The sequence below is a fragment of the Nostoc sp. DedQUE04 genome (assembly GCF_034530995.1).
Lineage (GTDB): Bacteria > Cyanobacteriota > Cyanobacteriia > Cyanobacteriales > Nostocaceae > Nostoc.
Genome location: NZ_JAVRCA010000010.1, coordinates 75221 through 96173, shown reverse-complemented (window position 1 = coordinate 96173; position 20953 = coordinate 75221). Strand labels below are relative to the sequence as shown.

The 20953-nt window shown below is 41.2% G+C and carries 18 protein-coding genes and 1 pseudogene; 13 read left to right on the top strand and 6 right to left on the bottom strand.

Annotated elements, in window-relative coordinates; all coding sequences use genetic code 11:
• Positions 1-112: 112 nt before the first annotated feature.
• From RM049_RS09515 to RM049_RS09505, 3 genes are all read right to left on the bottom strand, one after another.
• Positions 113-694 (bottom strand): pentapeptide repeat-containing protein, encoded by a 582-nt coding sequence (locus RM049_RS09515; protein WP_322688085.1) that lies wholly within the window; start codon positions 692-694, stop codon positions 113-115.
• Between the two features lie 285 nt (positions 695-979).
• A complete protein-coding gene (locus tag RM049_RS09510) occupies positions 980-2005 on the bottom strand; it encodes a diguanylate cyclase (RefSeq protein WP_322703998.1) in 1026 nt (341 codons plus the stop codon).
• A gap of 886 nt (positions 2006-2891) precedes the next feature.
• Positions 2892-3059, bottom strand: a complete 168-nt coding sequence (locus RM049_RS09505) for a hypothetical protein (RefSeq protein WP_416212627.1) — start codon at positions 3057-3059, stop codon at positions 2892-2894.
• Positions 3060-3396: 337 nt separating this feature from the next.
• Here RM049_RS09505 and alaS point away from each other — a divergent pair, with 337 nt between their 5' ends.
• The 7 genes from alaS (at position 3397) to RM049_RS09470 (ending at position 12199) form a co-directional block, all read left to right on the top strand.
• Positions 3397-6039, top strand: a complete 2643-nt coding sequence (alaS, locus tag RM049_RS09500) for an alanine--tRNA ligase (RefSeq protein ID WP_322703997.1) — start codon at positions 3397-3399, stop codon at positions 6037-6039.
• A gap of 435 nt (positions 6040-6474) precedes the next feature.
• Entirely contained in the window at positions 6475-7710 is a 1236-nt protein-coding gene (trpB, locus tag RM049_RS09495) for a tryptophan synthase subunit beta (protein WP_322703996.1), read from the top strand.
• A gap of 31 nt (positions 7711-7741) precedes the next feature.
• Entirely contained in the window at positions 7742-8899 is a 1158-nt protein-coding gene (locus tag RM049_RS09490; protein WP_322688089.1) for a class I SAM-dependent methyltransferase, read from the top strand.
• A 135-nt stretch (positions 8900-9034) separates the two neighbouring features.
• Positions 9035-9322, top strand: coding sequence for a hypothetical protein (locus RM049_RS09485; RefSeq protein ID WP_322703995.1), 288 nt, complete (start codon positions 9035-9037; stop codon positions 9320-9322).
• A 429-nt stretch (positions 9323-9751) separates the two neighbouring features.
• Entirely contained in the window at positions 9752-10282 is a 531-nt protein-coding gene (locus RM049_RS09480; RefSeq protein ID WP_322703994.1) for a CAP domain-containing protein, read from the top strand.
• 650 nt (positions 10283-10932) lie between these two features.
• Positions 10933-11481 carry a CAP domain-containing protein gene (locus RM049_RS09475; RefSeq protein ID WP_322672488.1) on the top strand — a complete coding sequence of 183 codons (549 nt, stop codon included), beginning with the start codon at positions 10933-10935 and terminating at the stop codon, positions 11479-11481.
• An 88-nt stretch (positions 11482-11569) separates the two neighbouring features.
• Entirely contained in the window at positions 11570-12199 is a 630-nt protein-coding gene (locus RM049_RS09470; protein WP_322703993.1) for a ribonuclease D, read from the top strand.
• A 577-nt stretch (positions 12200-12776) separates the two neighbouring features.
• Here the strand turns inward: RM049_RS09470 and RM049_RS09465 are convergent.
• Both RM049_RS09465 and RM049_RS09460 read right to left on the bottom strand, forming a co-directional pair.
• Positions 12777-13223, bottom strand: a pseudogene (locus RM049_RS09465) (rhodanese-like domain-containing protein); the annotation flags it as partial.
• 1085 nt (positions 13224-14308) lie between these two features.
• Positions 14309-14446 carry a hypothetical protein gene (locus RM049_RS09460; protein ID WP_322672490.1) on the bottom strand — a complete coding sequence of 46 codons (138 nt, stop codon included), beginning with the start codon at positions 14444-14446 and terminating at the stop codon, positions 14309-14311.
• Positions 14447-14482: 36 nt separating this feature from the next.
• Between RM049_RS09460 and RM049_RS09455 the strand changes: the two genes are divergently transcribed.
• The gene (locus RM049_RS09455; RefSeq protein ID WP_322672491.1) at positions 14483-15190 is read left to right on the top strand and encodes a response regulator transcription factor; all 708 of its coding nucleotides are present in this window, start codon (positions 14483-14485) and stop codon (positions 15188-15190) included.
• A gap of 193 nt (positions 15191-15383) precedes the next feature.
• On the opposite strand, the gene pdxA is transcribed toward RM049_RS09455, so the two are convergent.
• Complete coding sequence (pdxA, locus tag RM049_RS09450) at positions 15384-16517, bottom strand: 4-hydroxythreonine-4-phosphate dehydrogenase PdxA (protein WP_322703992.1); 1134 nt, start codon at positions 16515-16517, stop codon at positions 15384-15386.
• 205 nt (positions 16518-16722) lie between these two features.
• Here pdxA and RM049_RS09445 point away from each other — a divergent pair, with 205 nt between their 5' ends.
• The 5 genes from RM049_RS09445 to RM049_RS09425 all read left to right on the top strand — a co-directional run bounded on the left by RM049_RS09445 (position 16723) and on the right by RM049_RS09425 (position 20813).
• Positions 16723-16827 carry a PetM family cytochrome b6-f complex subunit 7 gene (locus tag RM049_RS09445; protein ID WP_094344256.1) on the top strand — a complete coding sequence of 35 codons (105 nt, stop codon included), beginning with the start codon at positions 16723-16725 and terminating at the stop codon, positions 16825-16827.
• Between the two features lie 250 nt (positions 16828-17077).
• On the top strand, positions 17078-18076 hold the full coding sequence (locus RM049_RS09440; RefSeq protein ID WP_322672493.1) for an SDR family oxidoreductase: 999 nt from the start codon (positions 17078-17080) through the stop codon (positions 18074-18076).
• 129 nt (positions 18077-18205) lie between these two features.
• On the top strand, positions 18206-19123 hold the full coding sequence (locus RM049_RS09435; protein ID WP_094352564.1) for an NAD(+) kinase: 918 nt from the start codon (positions 18206-18208) through the stop codon (positions 19121-19123).
• A gap of 345 nt (positions 19124-19468) precedes the next feature.
• Positions 19469-20155, top strand: coding sequence for a response regulator transcription factor NblR (nblR, locus tag RM049_RS09430; RefSeq protein ID WP_099103317.1), 687 nt, complete (start codon positions 19469-19471; stop codon positions 20153-20155).
• Positions 20156-20306: 151 nt separating this feature from the next.
• Entirely contained in the window at positions 20307-20813 is a 507-nt protein-coding gene (locus tag RM049_RS09425) for a DUF192 domain-containing protein (RefSeq protein WP_322671399.1), read from the top strand.
• The last annotated feature ends 140 nt before the right edge of the window (positions 20814-20953 follow it).

Here is a 20953-nt window from a genome sequence, read left to right as displayed (position 1 = left end):
GAAAGGCGATATACCTGATGACTTTGCTGCTGGATTGTCTGCTTCTCTCATGGCAGAATAAATTAGCGATTCAAAAATTTCTGACAAATTTTTACTGAATAATTTTTACTCCTTACCCACTCCAACGGTTAGCAGTGATAATACTGCCGTCTGGCATAGTGGTGTTATGGAGAATAACAGTATCATGACTGTCAAAACTCATATTGGTGACATTCATCAAATTGGTATTGGTAAAGTCAACATTCCTGAAAGAAACGTTAGTCAAATCGGCACCAGTCAGGTTAGCATCCCTCAAGATAGTATCTTCCAGGCAAGACCGATACAAATCAGCACCACTGAGGTCAGCCCCCGTCAGATTAACGCCCTCGAAAAGAACAGTCAGGGAGGCATCTCTGAAGTCAGTCCCAGCGAAGTTAGCACTTCCTCTTACGTAAACACTTTCCAACTTGGCTCTTCTCAAATCAGCCCCAGCGAAGTTAGCACCAACCAATTCCGCATTATCCAACCTGACTCTAAACAAATTAGCACCACTCAAATTGGAACTGATGAGATTAGCACTACTCAAATTGGCAAAACTCAAGTTAGCTCCAGTAAGATTGATACCACTCAAGTCAGCCCAACTCAAATCAACCCCAGTAAAATCTCTTTCCCCAGCAGTATATCGCTGCAACAACTCTTCAGCAGTTATCCTCATGTATATACCTCCGCACTAATCAACACATATAAAGATAACCCACTCAACCTGTGGCAATCACTATTCGACCCCACCTTCAACACCACTGTTTAGACTATCTTTAATTCTCAGTATTCCCAAACAGAGAACGCCGTCTAACTAACACCAGGATATTTATGTAGAATTAAATGTATGAATAAAAACTTTAATTCAGGCGATCGCACCTTTGAAAGTAAGATTAGTATCCAAATAAATTGTTAATTTGAGCCGTTCATGATTCAATATCTGATTAGACGTTCCTCACTTTCACGAAGAAACAACTTTCAAATGTGAGCCATGATGAGATAGGTAGCTGGAGTTAATCACCCGATTACGCCCAGAATTTTTAGCCTGTAACAGACATTGATCGGCACGATATAGCAGACTCTCTCCTTTCTCATCATCCTCAGCTTGCAGAGAGGCTGTACCCAGGCTAATGGTGATATTAATTGTCAGTTTATTGTTGAGGGCAAATGGTTCGTCGCTGACTACGCGATTGAGACGACGTGCTACTAATAGTGCTTCGTCATCGGTAGTGTTAGCTAGAAGAATTACAAATTCTTCGCCACCATAGCGGAATGCTGTATCTTGGCAGCGCAGATTATGGCGCAAACGCTGACATAATACTTGCAAAATGCGATCGCCTACTAAATGCCCATGAGTATCGTTAACTTTCTTAAAATGATCTACATCTAGAATAATCAAGCTCAAGGAAGTTTTTTGAGTCCTGGCTCTTTGAATTTGCCTTGGTAAGTCCCATTCTAAAGCACGACGATTATTTAATTCTGTCAACGAATCGGCTAAGGCGATCGCAGATAACATATCATTTGTCCGAATCAAATCTCGGTATTTTTGTGCTTTCCGCAAACCAACTGTCAATTGAGCAAGTATTAGTCCATGATTGGCAGTCAACTCTGCCAAGCTATAGTCTGTTTTTTCTTCAATAAGATGCCAAATATATGCATCGGCTCCTTGCTTTAGTGCCGCAGCACTCATTTCCAATTCCCTATGCCAACCTTTATTTCGATCGGTAAGCTGCTGGGAACGATCCTCGAAAAGAATACAATATATCCACGATAGTTTTGTTTGATCTTTCAACCAACCGCAGAGTTCCATACTACTATCCAGGCTAGCCTGCACCAGGATTATATCGGGGGGTGTTGTTTTAATCCGCGCCACTGCTCGATCCAAATTGTCTATAACTTCTACACTAAAAGCAGTCGCATAACGGATCTGATCTGGAAGTGTGGCGATAAAATTATTTTTTCCAAAGATCAGAATAGAAATATTCATTGCTTTATTTTTTATCCTATTTAAATTTTAAATAAATTCACTTGGGTAACTACTGCTTTTGTCGTCTAATACTAAATATTATGTTTTAGGCTCAATTATATTTTTTCATCTTGTTTTTTAAGCATCGATTAGATAGTGAAATTCCAAACTTAATCTCATTTGAAGACTTTATGTTTACTACTACCGTTTCGGAAAGATTCCTCTCTAATAACTAATGTCTTCTTTACAGTTTATTTTTAAAACAGTAAAAATACTGAATATTATTTAAATGTATAAAAACTATAATTCTGGGTTCTTAAGTACTATTCACATGATGAAAATACCGAAACAAATAGTTTGTAATAACCATTGCATTAGGTAAATAAATTTATTTTCAAGTAAAAAAATAAAGAAAATATAAAATTTTTAATTGAGTTATAAAATCCGAAATTCTATTATGCAATTCAAAATATTATTTCCCATAAAAATTTTTAGCTTTTTTATTTATAAGCTAGGGTTAGATCGCATATTAAGAAAGTGTTGAAAATAATATATAATATACACCGCAAAACTATATCCTGCTATGTACAGGAGCTTTTTGGGGCTGAACTCCCATCGAAAGAAAGACAGAAGCTGTTGGGTAAAAATTTATAATTTAATTAAAATTTTGTCCCCAAAAAACAATGCGTTAGCAGGAGAAATAAAATATTTCTGCCGAGGTTTTATCTAGATTTGCCTATTTACTTAATTCACGTCTTTTTTATTAGCTGTAACATCATAAATTTAGAAAACAAAGCTAAATAAAAAAATTATGTCAAAACCTGCTACTAATTTGGGGAAGTTATTTCTATTCCGCCTTTCTACAGGCGGAAAATATAAAAAAATTTTGTTAGTCTCGCTTGAGATATTAAAGTCTAAACTTCTTCTGTGAAAAGCTGGAATCCGATCGATAACCTTCTCCAGCGTAACCACCAGCAGCAACAATTACCTGTTTGGTGGAGTCTTCAGAAGCCTCGGACTCCACCGTGACAGTTTTAGCGTTAATATCGACATCCACTTTGACTTCAGGTTCCATAACCTAGTAATTATTTTTGCACATCCCTCAAAAGCAATATTTGATACTTTCAGTTTTAGTGCCATTTGCTACCTCAGTATGGGATTTTTAAAGTATTTCTTAATGATTAATTTTAAGCATTAAAATGCGATGTTAACAACGGGCTACGCCTATGGACATCCTGCCAAAGTGAGATAGTAGCTTAATAGCATCCTAGTAACTGCATATATATCGCCCAATGGCAGAATTCGCTGGCAGTAATATGAAACAAAATGCAAGAATATATAAAGCTATTTATGAAAATACACCTACCTAGTGCCGCTACGCCTAAGTCTCAAGTCTAAAGTTAAAAACACCTATGTCTTCAAATCCCCAGTACCTAAGCGGTAACGAAATTCGCAACATATTTCTCGACTTCTTTGCTCAACGGGAACACCAAATTCTCCCAAGTGCCTCCCTCGTGCCAGAAGACCCAACTGTACTGCTGACGATCGCGGGGATGCTACCATTTAAGCCAATATTCTTAGGGCAGCGCACACCAGAATTTAAGCGGGCTACGACTTCGCAAAAGTGTATCCGCACCAACGACATCGAAAATGTCGGACGCACCAAACGGCATCACACCTTTTTTGAGATGCTGGGTAATTTCAGCTTTGGTGATTATTTTAAAGAACAAGCGATCGCTTGGGGTTGGGAAATCTCCACGCAAGTCTTTGGCTTTTCCCCCCAAAATCTTGTCGTCAGTGTTTTTGAAGATGATGATGAAGCCTTTGGAATCTGGCGCGATAAAATCGGTGTGCCGATAGCGAGAATTAAACGCTTGGGCGAAGATGATAACTTTTGGGTATCTGGGCCGACTGGGCCTTGTGGGCCTTGTTCCGAAATTTATTATGACTTCCACCCAGAACGGGGTGACGAAAATATAGATTTAGAAGACGATTCCCGGTTCATTGAGTTTTACAATCTCGTGTTTATGCAATATAACCGGGATGCTTCCGGGAATTTAACGCCGCTACAAAACAAAAACATCGACACCGGCATGGGTTTGGATAGAATGGCGCAAATTCTCCAAAAAGTGCCCAATAACTACGAAACTGACCTGATTTTTCCAATCATCCAAACAGCAGGGCAAATTGCTGGTGTTGATTACCACAGCAGTGATGAAAAAACTAAAACTTCCCTAAAAGTCATTGGCGATCACGTTCGTGCTGTCATCCACATGATTGCTGATGAAATTCGCGCTTCCAATGTCGGACGCGGTTATGTGCTGCGGCGATTAATTCGGCGGGTAGTGCGTCATGGGCGATTAATTGGGATTTCTGGAGAATTTACTACCCAAGTTGCTGAAACTGCGATCGCTCTTTCCGAATCAGCTTACCCCAATGTGCGCCAACGAGAAGCAGCAATTAAAGCTGAGTTGCAACGGGAAGAGTCTAATTTCCTCAGAACTCTGGATAGAGGCGAAAAACTCCTAGAAGAAATCATTCAAGAGGTGAAACAACGAGGGGAAACTCAAATTAGCGGTGAAAGTGCATTTACTCTTTACGATACCCACGGTTTCCCCTTTGAACTTACTCAAGAAATTGCTGAGGAAAACAACTTAACAGTTGATGTTGATGGATTCCAGAAAGCAATGGAAATCCAACAACAAGGAGGTAGAGGCGCACATGAAACCATCGATTTAACTGTACAAGGTTCCCTCGATAAATTAGCAGAACACATCCAAGTCACCGAGTTTTTAGGTTATACCCAATCGGCAGCGACGGCAAAAGTCGAAGCGATTTTGGTAGAAGGTGTTTCTCAAGAGGAAGCAGAAGCGGGGACAGAGGTGCAAATTGTCCTTGACAAAACGCCATTTTATGGTGAATCTGGGGGACAAATTGGCGATCGCGGTTATATCTCCGGTGATGGTATTGTAGTTCGCGTTGAAGACGTGAAAAAAGAATCTGATTTCTTTGTTCACTTCGGACGCATCGAACGCGGTACACTGCGCGTAGGCGATAATGTTACAGCCCAAATCGATCCGGCTTGTCGCCGTCGCGCCCAAGCTAACCATACCGCAACGCACCTATTGCAAGCGGCATTGAAAAAAATTGTTGATGAGGGTATATCTCAAGCAGGTTCTCTGGTTTCCTTTGATAGGTTGCGCTTCGACTTCAACTGTCCCCGCGCTTTGACAGCAGAGGAAGTTCAACAAGTTGAAGAACAGGTGAACACTTGGATTGCTGAGGCTCATGCTGCGAAAGTGGAAGTATTACCAATAGCCGAGGCGAAAGCTAGGGGTGCTGTTGCCATGTTCGGCGAAAAATACGGTGAGGAAGTGCGCGTGATTGACTTTCCTAGCGTATCAATGGAACTATGCGGTGGAACTCACGTAAGTAATACTGCTGAAATTGGCGTCTTCAAGATTATCTCGGAAGCTGGCGTGGCTTCTGGGGTACGGCGGATTGAAGCTGTTTCGGGGCCAGCAATCCTAGATTATCTGAATCTGCGGGATAAAGTAGTTAAAGATTTGAGCGATCGCTTTAAAGTTAAACCCGAAGAATTACCAGACAGAATCACAAGTCTGCAAAGCGAACTGAGAAATAGCCAGAAGGAACTAGAAACCTTAAAGGTACAGCTAGCGATCGCAAAATCAGACAGCTTGCTACAAACAGCCCAAACCGTAAGCGAGCATAAAATTATTGTCGCCCAATTAGAAGATGTCGATCCAGAATCATTGAAAACCGCAGCCGAACGTTTATTGCAAAAAATTGGTAACGGTGCAGTGGTGCTGGGTTCTGTTCCAGAAGTTGGGAAAGTAAGTATAGTTGCAGCTTTTAGTCCAGAAGTGAACAAAAAAGGTTTGCAAGCTGGTAAATTTGTGGGTGCGATCGCTAAAATTTGCGGTGGCGGCGGCGGTGGAAGACCAAATTTAGCCCAAGCTGGCGGACGCGATGCAAGTAAATTACCAGATGCATTGGCACAAGCGGAAAGTGAATTAAAGTCCGCATTGGGTTAATCTCTTGCTGACTTTTCGCGTCATCTGGAAAAGAAGAGGGCGAAACCTAATCCCATTCCCGACGCAGGAAGAAAACTACAGTTTACTCACAAGTTCTTTGACCTGCAATGCCATTGTTAGTCGAAACAATGGCATTACTCTCGTTCCCATCTTCTGCATGAGAATATAGCGGTTCTCAATTGTATGAAATACAGACCTAACCCCCAGCCCCTTCCCTACTAGCGTTGGGGAGTAAGATTCAAAGCCTCTCTCCTTTTAGGAGAGAGGAATGGAAGTGAGGTCAAACTGTATTGCATCCAAGCGAGAAACGCTATAAGCAAAGCTTCACCAAGCTAAGTCTTTAGGACTATTATTCTCCTATTCCCAATTCCCCATTCCCCAGATATGCTTCAGACTTTTCTATAATTAAGTGATTCCCGTCATCAAAAACAGCCTGTGACTACCACTCCCCTATCTCCAAGTTCAACTGCTCAGGTTCCAGATACACTCGGCCGCTTCGGACAGTTTGGCGGTAAGTATGTACCTGAAACGCTCATGCCTGCCCTAGCTGAACTAGAAACAGCTTATCAGCAATACCGCAATGACCCTGGTTTTCAAGCAGAACTACAGCAGTTGTTACGAGACTATGTAGGACGTGCGACACCATTGTATTTTGCTGAACGCCTGACTGCTCATTATGCTAGACCCGATCGCACCGGGCCACAAATTTACTTGAAACGTGAAGATTTAAATCATACTGGCGCTCACAAAATCAATAATGCTGTTGGTCAAGTATTGTTGGCTAAACGCATGGGTAAGCAACGGATTATTGCCGAAACGGGTGCTGGACAACATGGAGTGGCTACAGCTACAGTTTGCGCTCGTTTTGGGCTGGAATGCATAATTTACATGGGCGTTCAGGACATGGAACGCCAAGCTTTAAATGTGTTTAGAATGCGGTTGATGGGGGCAGAAGTGCGTCCGGTGGAGGCGGGAACCGGAACTTTGAAGGATGCTACTTCTGAAGCAATCCGCGATTGGGTGACAAATGTAGAAACAACTCACTACATTCTGGGTTCGGTAGCAGGGCCTCATCCTTACCCGATGATGGTACGTGATTTCCATGCAATAATCGGCGAAGAAACTCGCGCTCAAGCAATCGAAAAGTGGGGTGGATTACCTGATATTCTCTTGGCTTGTGTGGGTGGTGGTTCCAATGCGATGGGACTATTTTATGAGTTTATTAATGAGTCTTCTGTACGCTTCATTGGGGTTGAGGCAGCCGGCGAAGGTGTCAATACCGAAAAACACGCCGCAACCTTGACAAAAGGACGAGTTGGTGTATTGCACGGAGCAATGAGCTACCTGCTGCAAGATGAAGATGGGCAAATCATTGAGGCACACTCAATTAGTGCGGGGTTAGATTATCCCGGTGTGGGGCCAGAACATAGTTATTTGAAAGATATTGGTCGCGCTGAATACTATAGCGTGACGGATGCCGAGGCTTTGGCGGCATTCCAGCGATTAGCGAAATTGGAAGGGATTATCCCGGCATTAGAAACAGCCCATGCGATCGCTTATCTCGAAACCCTCTGTCCTCAATTAATCGGCAGTCCTCGGATTGTAATTAACTGCTCTGGACGTGGTGACAAAGATGTACAAACGGTAGCCAAATTATTATATCCAGCGTAAATATAGCTCAAATTTTTGGGAGGAAGCAATCATGGCTCAACAATTCCAACACCCAATGTTACCGCAACCTACTCACGACGAGTTGGCACGCCAAAACTTTGTGCAAACTATGAAAATGCACATTTTCAAGAATGTCACTCCTGGTAATAAAGAAATTTATGAAAAACTAGCCAAGCCGAAGTTTGAACAAGAACATCAGCGCCCTCCCGAAAATCGTTATGAAATTCGGGAAGTAATGCAGCACGAACCCTACTATCGCTGGACTAGTGCCCTGAAGCGCATCAACCAGGAAATGTTATGGGATGCTGTAAATGCCAACGTTGACAGAGAACTGCCTGAGTTGATTGAGCGTGCCAAAAATAAGGGTGGTGAACTGGGTACTTTAACCCTCGATCCAAATTTTCAAATACCTGCTTATCAAAAGGCTGTAGACATTCACTGTATGCCCGGAGGATATCACAGTGAATTCACTGCTGATGATGTCGCAGCCGGTGCAACCTACGATCGCGGCGCTTACGTTTATGGACTAGGTTGGTTGGGGCCGCTCAACGATGATATGGGGCTATCTTTAGTCCAAAACTACCTTTTAGCAGAGTTTCCCAACTTTCGACCGAGAAAAATCCTCGATATGGGATGTTCTATTGGCAATAGCACATTACCTTATGTCGATGGTTTCCCAGATGCAGAAGTCCATGCTATAGATATAGGCGCATCTATACTGCGTTACGCTCATGCAAGAGCCGAAGCCTTGGGAAAACGGGTACACTTCTCTCAGCAAAATGCCGAACATACTAACTTCCCTGATGAATCATTTGATTTAGTGGTTTCTCACATTTTGCTGCATGAAATCCCTCCGTCATCTGTGCGTAAAGTTATGCAAGAGTCTTATCGTCTACTGGCTCCTGGTGGCATGATGATTCATCTAGAAGCACCCCTTTATCGTCACATGGATGTTTATACACAGTTTATTTATGATTGGGAAACCGCTAACAACAATGAACCTTTCTGGAGTGCTGTACGCGATTTAGATTTGGTGCCGCTAGTTACTGAGGCTGGTTTTGCAGCAGATAAGACATTCGAGAAATTTGTCCCGAATGGGGCATGGAAAGCAAAAGAAACTAATGGTATGTTTCAAAATCGTAACTCAGCCACCCAAGGCACGTGGTTTGTGGTTGCTGCAACTAAGTAAGCAGAGAAAATTTTGTAATTCGTAATAGGCTATGGCCTGCTACGAAGACAATAATTTGTAATTGGGAAAGTCAGATTTTTTCTGGCTTTCCTCATTTTGTATGTCTAGTCTTATTTTTGGAGAATTGGTATCAGGATGACAAAAATAGCCAAGGGTAAACGACCTGTTTACTTAGAAAATCCGCAAACTGATAAATTGTTAGCGATCGTCATGGCCTTGACTGGTGAGGTGTCCGTGCTGCATGAGCGGCTAGACACCATCGAACGGTTGCTAGAGGTGAAAGGTATTTTATCGACTAGTGAAATTGAAGCTTACGAGCCGGATGTCAAAGTAACCAAGGAACGGGAACAGTGGCGTGCAGAATATATTGCACGGGTGTTGCGTGTGATACAAGAAGAGTTAGAAACCCTTCCCAAAAGCTAGTTAAAATCACGTAGAAAAATGGCTGAATAAATCCAGCCATTTTTTATCAGACATTCCGCATCTTCAACTACCACAATCGGTTTTTACTGTTTTTTTAACATCAAAAAAGCTATCTAATATACTTAAGTACAGTAAAATAGCTGAATTTATGAAGATGAATATGCATAATCTAAAACTCATAAATTCAAATAAATCTAGTAATTACACTATATGACAGTCTAAATACGAAATCTTAAATAAAAATAATTATACTAATGCTAGAAGACAAATATTGATTAAATAGTATCAATTTTGCGTTAGATCGTGCATTTTAACGCTTGTTAGTAGTTTTTGAGCAAAAAAGCCCACAATTAGAGCAATTTAAACCTATAAGCAATTTGTCACATTGATATTAGTCGGTTACATTGTCTAAAACTTTACAGCCAACAAATGATCAAACAAATAGTTTACAGCGTTGTTTTAGGCACTCTTGCTCTCAGTAGTGGAGCGATCGCTACTTCTGTAACAAATCCAACTTGTACGCCTGTGTCTTCAAACGTATCGAATAATACTAATCAAATTGCAGCATCTAGTACGGACATTGCTGCTCTAGAACAGTCGATTTTTAACCAAATCAATAACTACAGAGTTTCCCAAGGGCTACCAGCGCTAACTCGTAATTCTGCTATGGATAATCAAGTTAGGCTTCACAGTAAGAACATGGCTAATGGTACTGTTCCCTTTGGACATAATGGATTTTCACAACGTCTTAATGCAACCGGTGTTTCTTACAGATCGGCTGCTGAAAATGTCGCTTACAACCAGGGATATGGCGATCCTGCCACAATGGCTGTTCAAGGCTGGCTCAAAAGTCCAGGGCATCTTGCTAATATCAGAGGTAATTATAATCTGACGGGGATTGGTGTTGCTAAAAACAGTCAAGGCGCAATCTACTTCACACAAATATTCATTCGCCAATAGGTTGGACGCGATGTGCAACTTAATATTCTGACCTAACTTTCATTGCTCTCTCCTGCAAAGAGCTATCCATTACCCGGATCTTTTTCAAAATTTGTAAGAGTATTCACTCACGTTTTTTATAACCCTGATTCGTTCGTCGTTAATTCTCAATAAAAACCTGCTTTTAGCGAGAAGAAGAGCTAACTTGTCAAGTATGCCACACACCTCAGTGCTTAAGATGCCTTACACAACAAGCGTGTCAAGATTGTAAAGAAAGATATGACTAATGGATAGCCTGCAAAAAGAGAGAGGCTTTGAATTCTACCTATTCCTTATTGTTAGGCAAGGAGATTAGGTTTGAGTAAAAATCGCACATAGCGTTAGATTTGGTAAAGTTTAGGTTTTTTCGTAAATTCCTCAGAGTTTAACCTGTTACTAAAGCTTTTGCTAGATAATTCATGACAATCTGAAATTATTAGCAAAATTAACCATGATTTTCATGAAGCTGACCTATTGAAGTACTGACAATTGGAAATTATTGTTTGTGTTACTTGTAAAGGATGTAGCCAAATTGCCGAAATTCATCATTACTTAATAGTATTGTGGTATATATCCTTGGAACAATAGGGTAGAGTAGAAGTCTTATATCTCTACACATTACGCAATTCTCCATGTTCCGACAAACTGCTTTTGGCATCGCTTTAAGTGCGCTTGTCCTTGCTAGTGGATTAACGACTGCTCCGATACCAAATCATACTTCTACGAATACATCCACCCGTAATAAGCTGTTGTCGCTTTTTTCTAGTCAAGTTGCAATATCGACTCCTACTTTTAAAACTACTGAGCTAGAAAAATCAGTATTTGACCAAATTAATCGATATCGGGCTTCTAAAGGGCTGCCAAAGTTGACTTTAAATGCAAATTTAACTCGACAGGCAAGAATTCATAGTCAAAATATGGCTAAAGGTAAAACCCCATTTAGCCATCAGGGATTTGAAGGGCGAGTCAAAGCTATTCCGATTCGCTACAACAGTGCAGCAGAAAATGTTGCTTTTAACCGGGGATATAGCAACCCCGTAGAGGAAGCTGTTACTGGTTGGATCAAAAGTCCCGGACACCTAAAGAATCTTAAAGGAAATTACAACTTGACTGGAATTGGCGTTGCTACTAATAATCAAGGCGAAGTCTACCTGACACAGATGTTTTTTCGCACTAGGTAGATTTAATTTCTGATTTTTTGCACAATAATAATGTAGTGTCTGACAAGACTTTTTTCTGCTGGACACTGCTATTATTTTTGAACAATTGATGACATTACCAGATTTTCAGGTGAGCGATCGCGATCTCAGTGACGCAGCCCTTAGCCAGTATTTAGAATCTACAGCGATCGCAGTTGATACAGAAACGATGGGATTGCTGCCGTTGCGCGATCGCTTGTGTCTCGTCCAGCTGTGCAATCTTGAAGGGAAAGTAACTGCAATCCGCATACCTAAAGGACAAGCTGACGCCCCCAACTTAAAAAAACTCTTGGAAGCAGTCAATGTCGTGAAAGTGTTTCACTTTGCTAGATTTGACTTGGCCACTTTGCGAGCCAATCTGGGTATTCAGGTACGGCCAATTTTTTGCACTAAAATTGCCAGTAAATTAGCCCGTACTTATACAAATCGCCACGGACTCAAAGACGTGGTACAAGAGTTAGAACAAGTGGAACTAGATAAAAGCTCTCAAAGTTCTGATTGGGGTAACGCCGTTAGCTTATCTGAAGCTCAACTAAGCTATGCTGCCAACGATGTACGCTATTTACTTAGTGTGCAGCAGAAGTTAATACAAATGCTGAAACGAGAAGAACGTTGGCAAATTGCTCAAGAATGTTTTGAGTTTCTACCAACTATAGTTTCCTTAGATTTATTGCAATTCAAGGATCTATTTGAACACTAATCGAATAGGGAATAGTGACAAGAAATTTTTATTGATCGTCAATTCCTACTAGTTATATGTCAAGTTGAAATTGATAGATAAGCAGGTTCGTAGTAAGTACTAAAGTCGTTATTTTTTCCCAGGCACTAAAGTGCTTACTACAAACCCTTATACTAAATTACAGCAGATTTCAAGTTAGTGGAATACACAAAGGTTAGTCTCAAAGCCGGGTATATATAAAGCCTCTTTTACTTTTGGATTCTGACGCCTTGGCGGAGCGTCTTTGGCTTTGCTCCCGAATTCTGAATTCTGCTGTATTTTTTACCTAAGAGCCAACATTGGAATCATTGGTGTCTCTAGAAGTAGATTCACTAATGCCTTCCTTAAGGTTACTTGCTTGCTCTTGAGCGCCTTCCTTGAGGTTACTTGCTTGCTCTTGAGCGCCTTCCTTGAGGTTATTTGCTTGCTCTTGAGCGCCTTCCTTGAGGTTATTTGCTTGCTCTTGAATGCCTTCCTTAAGGTTACTTGCTCCTTCTTGAATGCCTTCCTTAAGGTTACTTGCTCCCTGTTTAATGGAATCCGTGACGCTAGTACCGCCCTTTTGCAGATTTTCTTCGTGGTTTTTTAGCCGATCTACAACATTGTACTCATCTGCACCTGCGGCAGTTTTTGATTCAACAATACCTTCTGTTGGGCCGCCGATCGCCTTCCATGCGCCAAGACCACCTTTGAGTTGGGAGACATGCTCAAATCCATTAGAACGCAGTTGTTGTGCGGCTTGGGCAGTGTCTTGTTCATTATCACCGTAAAGGTAAATGTCACGGCTCTTATCTAAAGAAGCTACTGCACGCTCTACCAATTCATCTGCTGGCATTGGCATTGCCCCCATGATGTGACCTTCGTTGAAGGTAGCGCGATCGCGCACATCCAGGATTGTAAAAGCTGGTTCGCCCCATTCCAGACGACTCTTTAGGATATGAGCATCAGTTTGTGCTTCTATTGGTGGTTGTGGAGGAATGATGCCGCCGACTAAGTTATTAACCATAATTTTTCCTTGCTGACGATGTTAATAGTAATTTAGCGAACTGAAGATATTCAATTGATCTTTCTCTGGTATGAATATTTTCAAACTCTCTCCTCAGATAGACGAGTATTTTTCCGAAAATCAACCAATTAATCAATTGTAAATAATGCCCTTTGAGAGTATGAATAGACAATATTTTCTTTAAATTTAATTTAATATATTTAAAGTTTATCTTTTTTTGATATTTTAGTTATTTAGATATTTGAGCTTTTACTGAATTCCTCATCAATCGATAAAATATTAGTTTTAAATAAAAAACATTTAGCAATAAAATAGTAATTGATACCTTTTTACTAACAGCGATCGCTAATAATAATTTCTCTTCATTTCCTGCCAAACTTGTAGACTTATATACAGCAGATTAGAAGTTTGTGAGGTACATAAGTGAAATCTGTTAAGTAGGTAGACATAATTAAATATCAAAGAAACTTCTAGTTTGTAGTGAGCGATTTATCGCTCAGAGCAAGGATTATTAGGACTAAAGTCCTAACTACAAACTTTAAATTTATTTATGCTTAGATACTTACCCAAATACAAAAGGTGTTTTACTTCTTAATTCTGCTGTCAGCAGTACTATTGAAACAAGCTCCTAGCAAGTTATTGACATCATAATATTGCTAGAGCAATTCTTGTTGCTATTGCTTTTGTCTGTTAAAGCTGGTTTTGACGCCCTATATACCTTCTGGTGATGCTTTCAGTCTTTTTGTCATAGCTCAGGCTGAAACTTGTAGTATAGTATATGCTTAAGAGGGCAGCTACATGTAAATGCACCAGGGTAGATTTTCGTAGACCTTCTTCAAGAGAACATACCTATTGGTTATAGTACAGTCGAGTAAGTAAGAGTTGAGAATCTAGATTGGCTGATAAGTTAGTTTCTCAGCCTTTGTAGAGACCTAATTAACCAGGGAGTGCGTTACTCTTTTAAATTTGTAGCAATTACCGTCGCTTCTGGATGTGTCTTTTGACTATTTGCGGTTACGGAGATGGTTTTTAATTACACTTATTCAAAACTTAAAAATTTAACATTATACAATACAAATTCAAAATTATGCAAAAATCATGCCATAATTATAAATTTTATTGGCACTATCGTGGCTGAGGTTGCGATCGGCTTCATGGAAAATTAAATGTACACAAGTACTACAGTAGCGGTGGTACTCAACAGAAACACGTAAAGCTGGCACAACAGCAAATCGCCCAATCTACAAATAGATAGCATTATGGTTATGGTTACTGCTACTACTACTCCCAAAATTCTGATCGTTGATGACGACTTCGGCGTGCGAAATCTTGTCTATCGTTTTTTAAGTCGGAAATATCAAATAGAGTCGGCAGCAGATGGTAGGACTGCTTTATCGTTGTTTGAGCAATTCAACCCAGCTTTAGTAATTCTGGATTGGAATTTGCCGGATGTTACTGGTTATAGCCTTTGCCAAGAAATGCAGAGTCGTACTAATGTTTTAGTGCTAATACTGACTAGTAGGACTGACGAGGCTGATAAAATTAAAATCTTAAGCGCAGGTGCTGATGATTTCATGACTAAACCATTTAGTCTTGCAGAAGTTGAAGTTAGAGTAGAAGCTCTTTTGAGGCGGATACGCTACATCAATCCCTCCCCAACACAACGTATCGTTTTCAAGCAGCTAGTAATTAATCCAGAGGGTCGCGAGGTAACACTTAACGATAAAACTCTTCCCTTAACAGCACTAGAATTTAATATCTTACATTTTTTGGCAAGTCATCCTAATCAAGCTTGGAGTCGTCCACAGCTAATCCAAAAAATCTGGGGTTGCGACTACGTAGGAGATGGCCGGGTAGTTGATGTACATATTGGTCAACTTCGCAAAAAGATGGAAGTCGACCCCAGCATACCGGAGTTTATCAAAACTGTGCGAGGCTATGGTTATAAGTTTGAAGCACCCGACTAGAATACTAGTTTTTATGGCTACCACAAAAGTGCAAATAACACCGAAATAAAAAAGAAATGCTTAACTGAACCATATTCAGAACTGATTTGGTCGTGTCTTGAAGATTTTAAGCAAAGCTGCACTTAAAAATTATTTATTATAGCAAGGGACTGGGGACTGGTGACTGGGGATTGGGTGAAAAGTCTTGTTGTGTCTAAGTTTTATCATCTGTTAATGTCCTAACCACGTTGGCTTGTGCTATATTTTTCTTAGCCAATCTTTGACTAACTAACTCAGCGGCTAAATGTATTGCTGCTTTTATACTCGTAGCATCAGCGATTCCTTTACCTGCAATATCGAACGCTGTGCCATGATCGGGTGAAGTGCGAACGAAAGGAAGACCTATAGAAGTATTAACTGCCCGATCGAACGCCATTAGCTTTACAGGAATTAAGCCTTGGTCGTGGTAAAGTGCCAAGTAGCCATCAGCTGGATTTTGTACTAAAGAATTTCCATACCAAGCTTGACCAGGTTTAACCCACATCGTATCTGGCGGTATCGGGCCATCTAACTGCAATTGTGGTCGGTTTTGCCGCTCTTGCTCCAACCAGGGAATTAACCAATCTTGTTCTTCGTGTCCAAGTTGTCCCTGTTCGCCACTGTGGGGATTTAAACCGGCGATCGCAATTCTCCCTCTATATATACCAAAATCTTTCTCTAAACACTCCACCAGCAAATCCAGTTTTTGTGTCAACAACTGCGGTGTCAATACATCGGCTACTTGACGTAGGGGGATATGTGTGGTTGCAAGTAAGGCGCGGAGTGTCCAATTAGTATGAGGCGATCGCGCTACAAATAACATCCCAAAACGGTCAACACTTGATTTTTGTGCTAAAAGTTCTGTTTGCCCTGGATAATTATATCCTGCGGCCTTCCAAGCAGATTTAGCGATCGGCCCTGTGACAATACCATCAAATTTACCAGCCAGTGTTTGAGCGATCGCATATTCCATATACGCGAAACTAGCCGCACCACTGGCTGCATTACCTATTCCTGAAATAATTCGATCTTTAATTTTTCCATCCAACTGCACATCGCTGACTGACAACTCATCTGGATTTGCCAAAGCTACTAAATTCTCAGTTAAATTCAGTTTGTAATAAATCTGTGCCAGCAAATCTCCGTTACCCACTACTGTAACGTCATATTTTTGACGAATTTCTGGATCGGCTAAAGCTTTCAAAATCACTTCCGGCCCAATTCCCGCCGGATCTCCGAGCGTCAGCGCCAAACGCGGACGATTCTTTTTCACAAAATTTATTAAACCACCTTGATTATTTTGATACATAAAAATTCTTCATAATTATTATCATCAAAATGTTCCAATTTACCCATCTTCCCTTCTACCAAGAATGGGGATTACCCCCCAAGCCAGTAAGGATTAGCTGCTAAACTAGTTTAAAATTGTTTACACAGGTCTAATCCTAGCAACTGTTGAAAAGCTTCTGGTAGACCTAGTTTACACACCAATTTGCATAAGGAGAATCACACTAATGGGCGGCGAAATTTTGAATGCAGCTCTATTGTCTTTCGGTTTAATCTTCGTAGGCTGGGGCTTAGGCGCGTTGTTACTGAAAATTCAAGGCACAGAAGAATAATTGAGTGCTGACTTAGAAGTAGAGACGCGATTAATCGCGTCTGTACAAGAGTTATTATTCTCCCCATTCCCTACTCCCTACTCCCTTTTTCATCGAAATGAGAAAAAAGCTTGTCCGTTAATCGGACAGCTATTTTTTCATGAGTCCATCCAAATAAATTGATTTTCTGAGAAAAGATGTAAACTTTTGTTTGCATAGGTTATTCTGATAACATTCTTTTCATAAAACATTAAAATTTATTACAACCCTGATGACTTTATTAATCGTCGGTGCCACTGGCACCTTAGGAAGACAAGTGGCTCGTCGTGCTATCGATGAGGGATATAAAGTACGCTGTCTTGTCCGCAGCAGTAAAAAAGCAGCTTTCCTTAAAGAATGGGGAGCAGAACTCGTCCCTGGAAATTTACGTTACCCCGATACCCTAGCGGAAGCTTTAGTTGGTGTAACCCAAGTTATTGATGCCTCAACCTCTCGCCCTACAGATTCACTAAGTATCAAACAAGTGGACTGGGAAGGCAAAGTAGCATTGATTCAAGCAGCAAAAGCCGCGGGTGTCGAGCGTTTTATCTTCTTTTCAATTTTAGATGCTGATAAATACCCAGAAGTGCCGCTAATGGAAATTAAGCGGTGTACAGAACTATTCTTGGCTGAGTCAGGGTTGAACTATACCATCTTGCGGCTAGCTGGGTTTATGCAAGGTTTAATTGGTCAGTATGGGATTCCCATTCTGGAAGGACAGCCAGTTTGGGTAACAGGTAATTCTTCTCCCATCGCCTATATGGACACTCAGGACATTGCTAAGTTTGCAATCCGGGCATTAAGTGTACCAGAAACGGAAAACCAAGCTTTTCCTGTAGTCGGTACTCGTGCATGGAGTGCAGAAGAAATTATCAACCTGTGCGAACGCTTATCTGGAAAAGATGCCAGAGTAACGCGGATGCCAATAAACTTACTGCGTGCTGTACGGGGCATAATGCGATTCTTTCAGTGGGGATGGAACGTAGCAGACAGGCTAGCCTTTACAGAAGTATTGGCTAGTGGTAAACAGTTAAATGCTTCAATGGATGAAGTATACACAGTGTTTGGTTTAGATCCGCAACAAACCACAACCCTAGAAAGTTATCTCCAAGAGTACTTCAGCCGAATAATGAAGAAACTCAAAGAAGTAGACTACCAGAAAAATAAAAATAAAAAGCAAAAACCTAAAAAAACTCCTTTTAAACAGTCTTCAAAAGCTAATAGTCAATAGTCATTACGAAACAGACATTAGTCGTAAAACCCTAGACTCTGGATCTTTGACTCTAGATTAATGACTACATGACCAAAATGTGTAACGATTACATAATACAGAGCATCGCCTAAACTTGGATATTTGAGTGTGCCGAAAGCAGGCATTATCTACAATGACGTTAAACCGATAGCGGGCCGTGTCGCTATTGAGTTGAAAGACAAGCTAACCGCAGCCGGTTGGAATGTATGTATCACATCGAGTATCGGTGGGATATTGGGCTACCCTAACCCGGAGAGTCCTGTGTGCCACACCCCCATTGACGGTCTGACACCCCCTGGTTTTGATTCAGATATGGAGTTTGCAGTGGTATTAGGGGGAGACGGCACTGTTCTGGCAGCGTCTCGTCAAGTAGCCCCTTGTGGTATTCCACTGCTAACAGTGAATACCGGCCACATGGGATTTTTAACGGAAACTTTCCTGAATCAATTGCCCCAAGCACTAGAACAGGCAATGGCAGGTGAGTATGAAATTGAAGAACGAGCAATGCTCAATGTCAAAGTGTTTCGGGATGATTCAGTGCTATGGGAAGCCCTATGCCTGAATGAAATGGTGCTACACCGGGAACCTTTGACCTCTATGTGCCATTTTGAAATTGCCATAGGGCATCATGCGCCAGTAGATATTGCCGCAGATGGTGTGATTGTTTCTACGCCTACTGGTTCTACAGCTTACTCATTGAGTGCTGGTGGCCCGGTGGTGACTCCTGGCGTACCTGTTTTACAATTAGTACCCATTTGTCCTCATTCCCTAGCTTCTAGAGCATTGGTCTTTCCAGATACTGAATCGGTCAATATCTACCCAGTCAATATTCCTCGGCTGGTGATGGTGGTAGATGGCAATGGGGGGTGCTATATCTTACCAGAAGATCGAGTATATATGGAGCGATCGCAATATAGTGCCCGATTTATTCGCCTGCAACCGCCTGAGTTTTTCCGAATTTTGCGAGAAAAATTAGGTTGGGGTTTGCCACATATCGCTAAACCAACTTCGGTAGAATTGCCATAGTTATTGAGCGTTGGGCATTGGGCATTTGGCATTGGGCATTGGGCACAAGAAGCAGAGGGGCAGAGGGTAAAAACTTAGTGTAACTTCTCCTCTGCTACTATGCCCCATGCCCAAGAAAGCTGATTTCCTTCCAGAATTACTGGTATGGATATGGAATTTGGAGTTAGTTATTAAGATTGCATCCGAGAATTCGATAGCTGACACCTGAACGTGCTAAAACATCCTTAACATCGTGTCAAATCAGGATTGCTACATCACTAAAAGCTCGTAATTGCACTTTATAACTGATGTAAAAATTTTCTTTGGAATATCTTTACAATCCCAAATCCAATATCCCAAATTGTTATGACAGTTGCTCAAAGTCCTTGTGTTTTGGTGATTGAAACCGATGAGAGCCTTGCAAATCAGCTTTCTTGCGATTTGCAAGAGGCCGGTTATGAATCAATTTTGGCTCATGACGCAACGAGTGGTTTACAACACTGTCGCGATCGCCAACCTGCTTTAATTGTTTTAGACCGGATGCTAGCAGGAGAATCAGGACTCTCATTGTGCAAAAATATGAGAAGCACTGGTATGCGATCGCCTGTATTGATTTTAATGGCAAGGGATACAGTTGACGATCGTGTAGCTTGTCTAGAAGCTGGAGCGGATGATTACATCCTCAAACCTTACCGCTCAGAAGACTTTTTGAAATTGATTCGCCTCTACTTGAAACCCGATGTAGATACCACAGAGCAATTACGCTTTGGGGATTTAATTTTAGACATAGCAACTCGCCGTGCCATACACAACGGGCGACCAATTGACTTGACAATGAAGGAATTTGAACTATTAAAATTCTTAATGGAACATCCCCGTGAAGTGTTAACCCGCGAACAAATTCTAGAAAATGTTTGGGGTTACGACTTTCTGGGTGAGTCAAATGTAATTGAAGTGTACATCCGTTACTTGCGGTTAAAAATCGAAGATGAAGGTCAAAAGCGCCTGATTCAAACAGTGCGAGGCGTAGGGTACGTTTTAAGAGAATCCTAGTATACTATAGCGGGAGTTTGCCTATTTCCTTGCCTCATTCCCAGTTTCGGATTGGGAATGTAAATTTGGGTGCTAGTGCCTTCCAGCCAAGGGGTTTTTCTGCCTACAACACTGTAAAATTGAAGTCTAAATAACAAAATCGAAAAGCTATATGACTCGTCGGCTAAGTTTGCTCTCGATAGTGCTGAGTATTTTTCTGATGGGTTGTTCTGTGCCAACAACTGCTAAATCTCCTAGCCCCACCTCTGATTCTAAAACTCCAGCACCAGAGAGTTTAGGTCAAAAACTACCAATTTCCGCTAAAGCCATTGTGCCTAATGGTACAACGATTCAATTAGAGGTAGCGCAGACGCCAAAACAGCAAGCGATGGGATTGATGTATCGACCAGCTTTACCAGATGACCGGGGGATGCTGTTTGGATTCCCTTCAGCACAACCAGTCAGTTTCTGGATGAAGAATGTACCTGTACCCCTGGACATGGTATTTCTACATAAAGGTGTAGTTAAATATATTCAGGCTGCTGCGCCTCCTTGTACAAGTGAGCCTTGTCCTACCTATGGCCCCAATACACCAATCGATAAGGTGATTGAACTTCGTTCTGGAAGAGCTGCCGAATTGAAGTTGAAAGTGGGCGATATTCTCAAAATTGAGTTTTGAAACTTTAGTGCTTTGCGGAGATAAAAACTTGGGTAATTACTCGGTTGAGAGCCTATACGGTCGAAATATATGTTTTTTTTGTAAAAAATGTCACTGTATGTGGTCAAACAGCACTTGTAACGCTACTATTTAAAAACTGT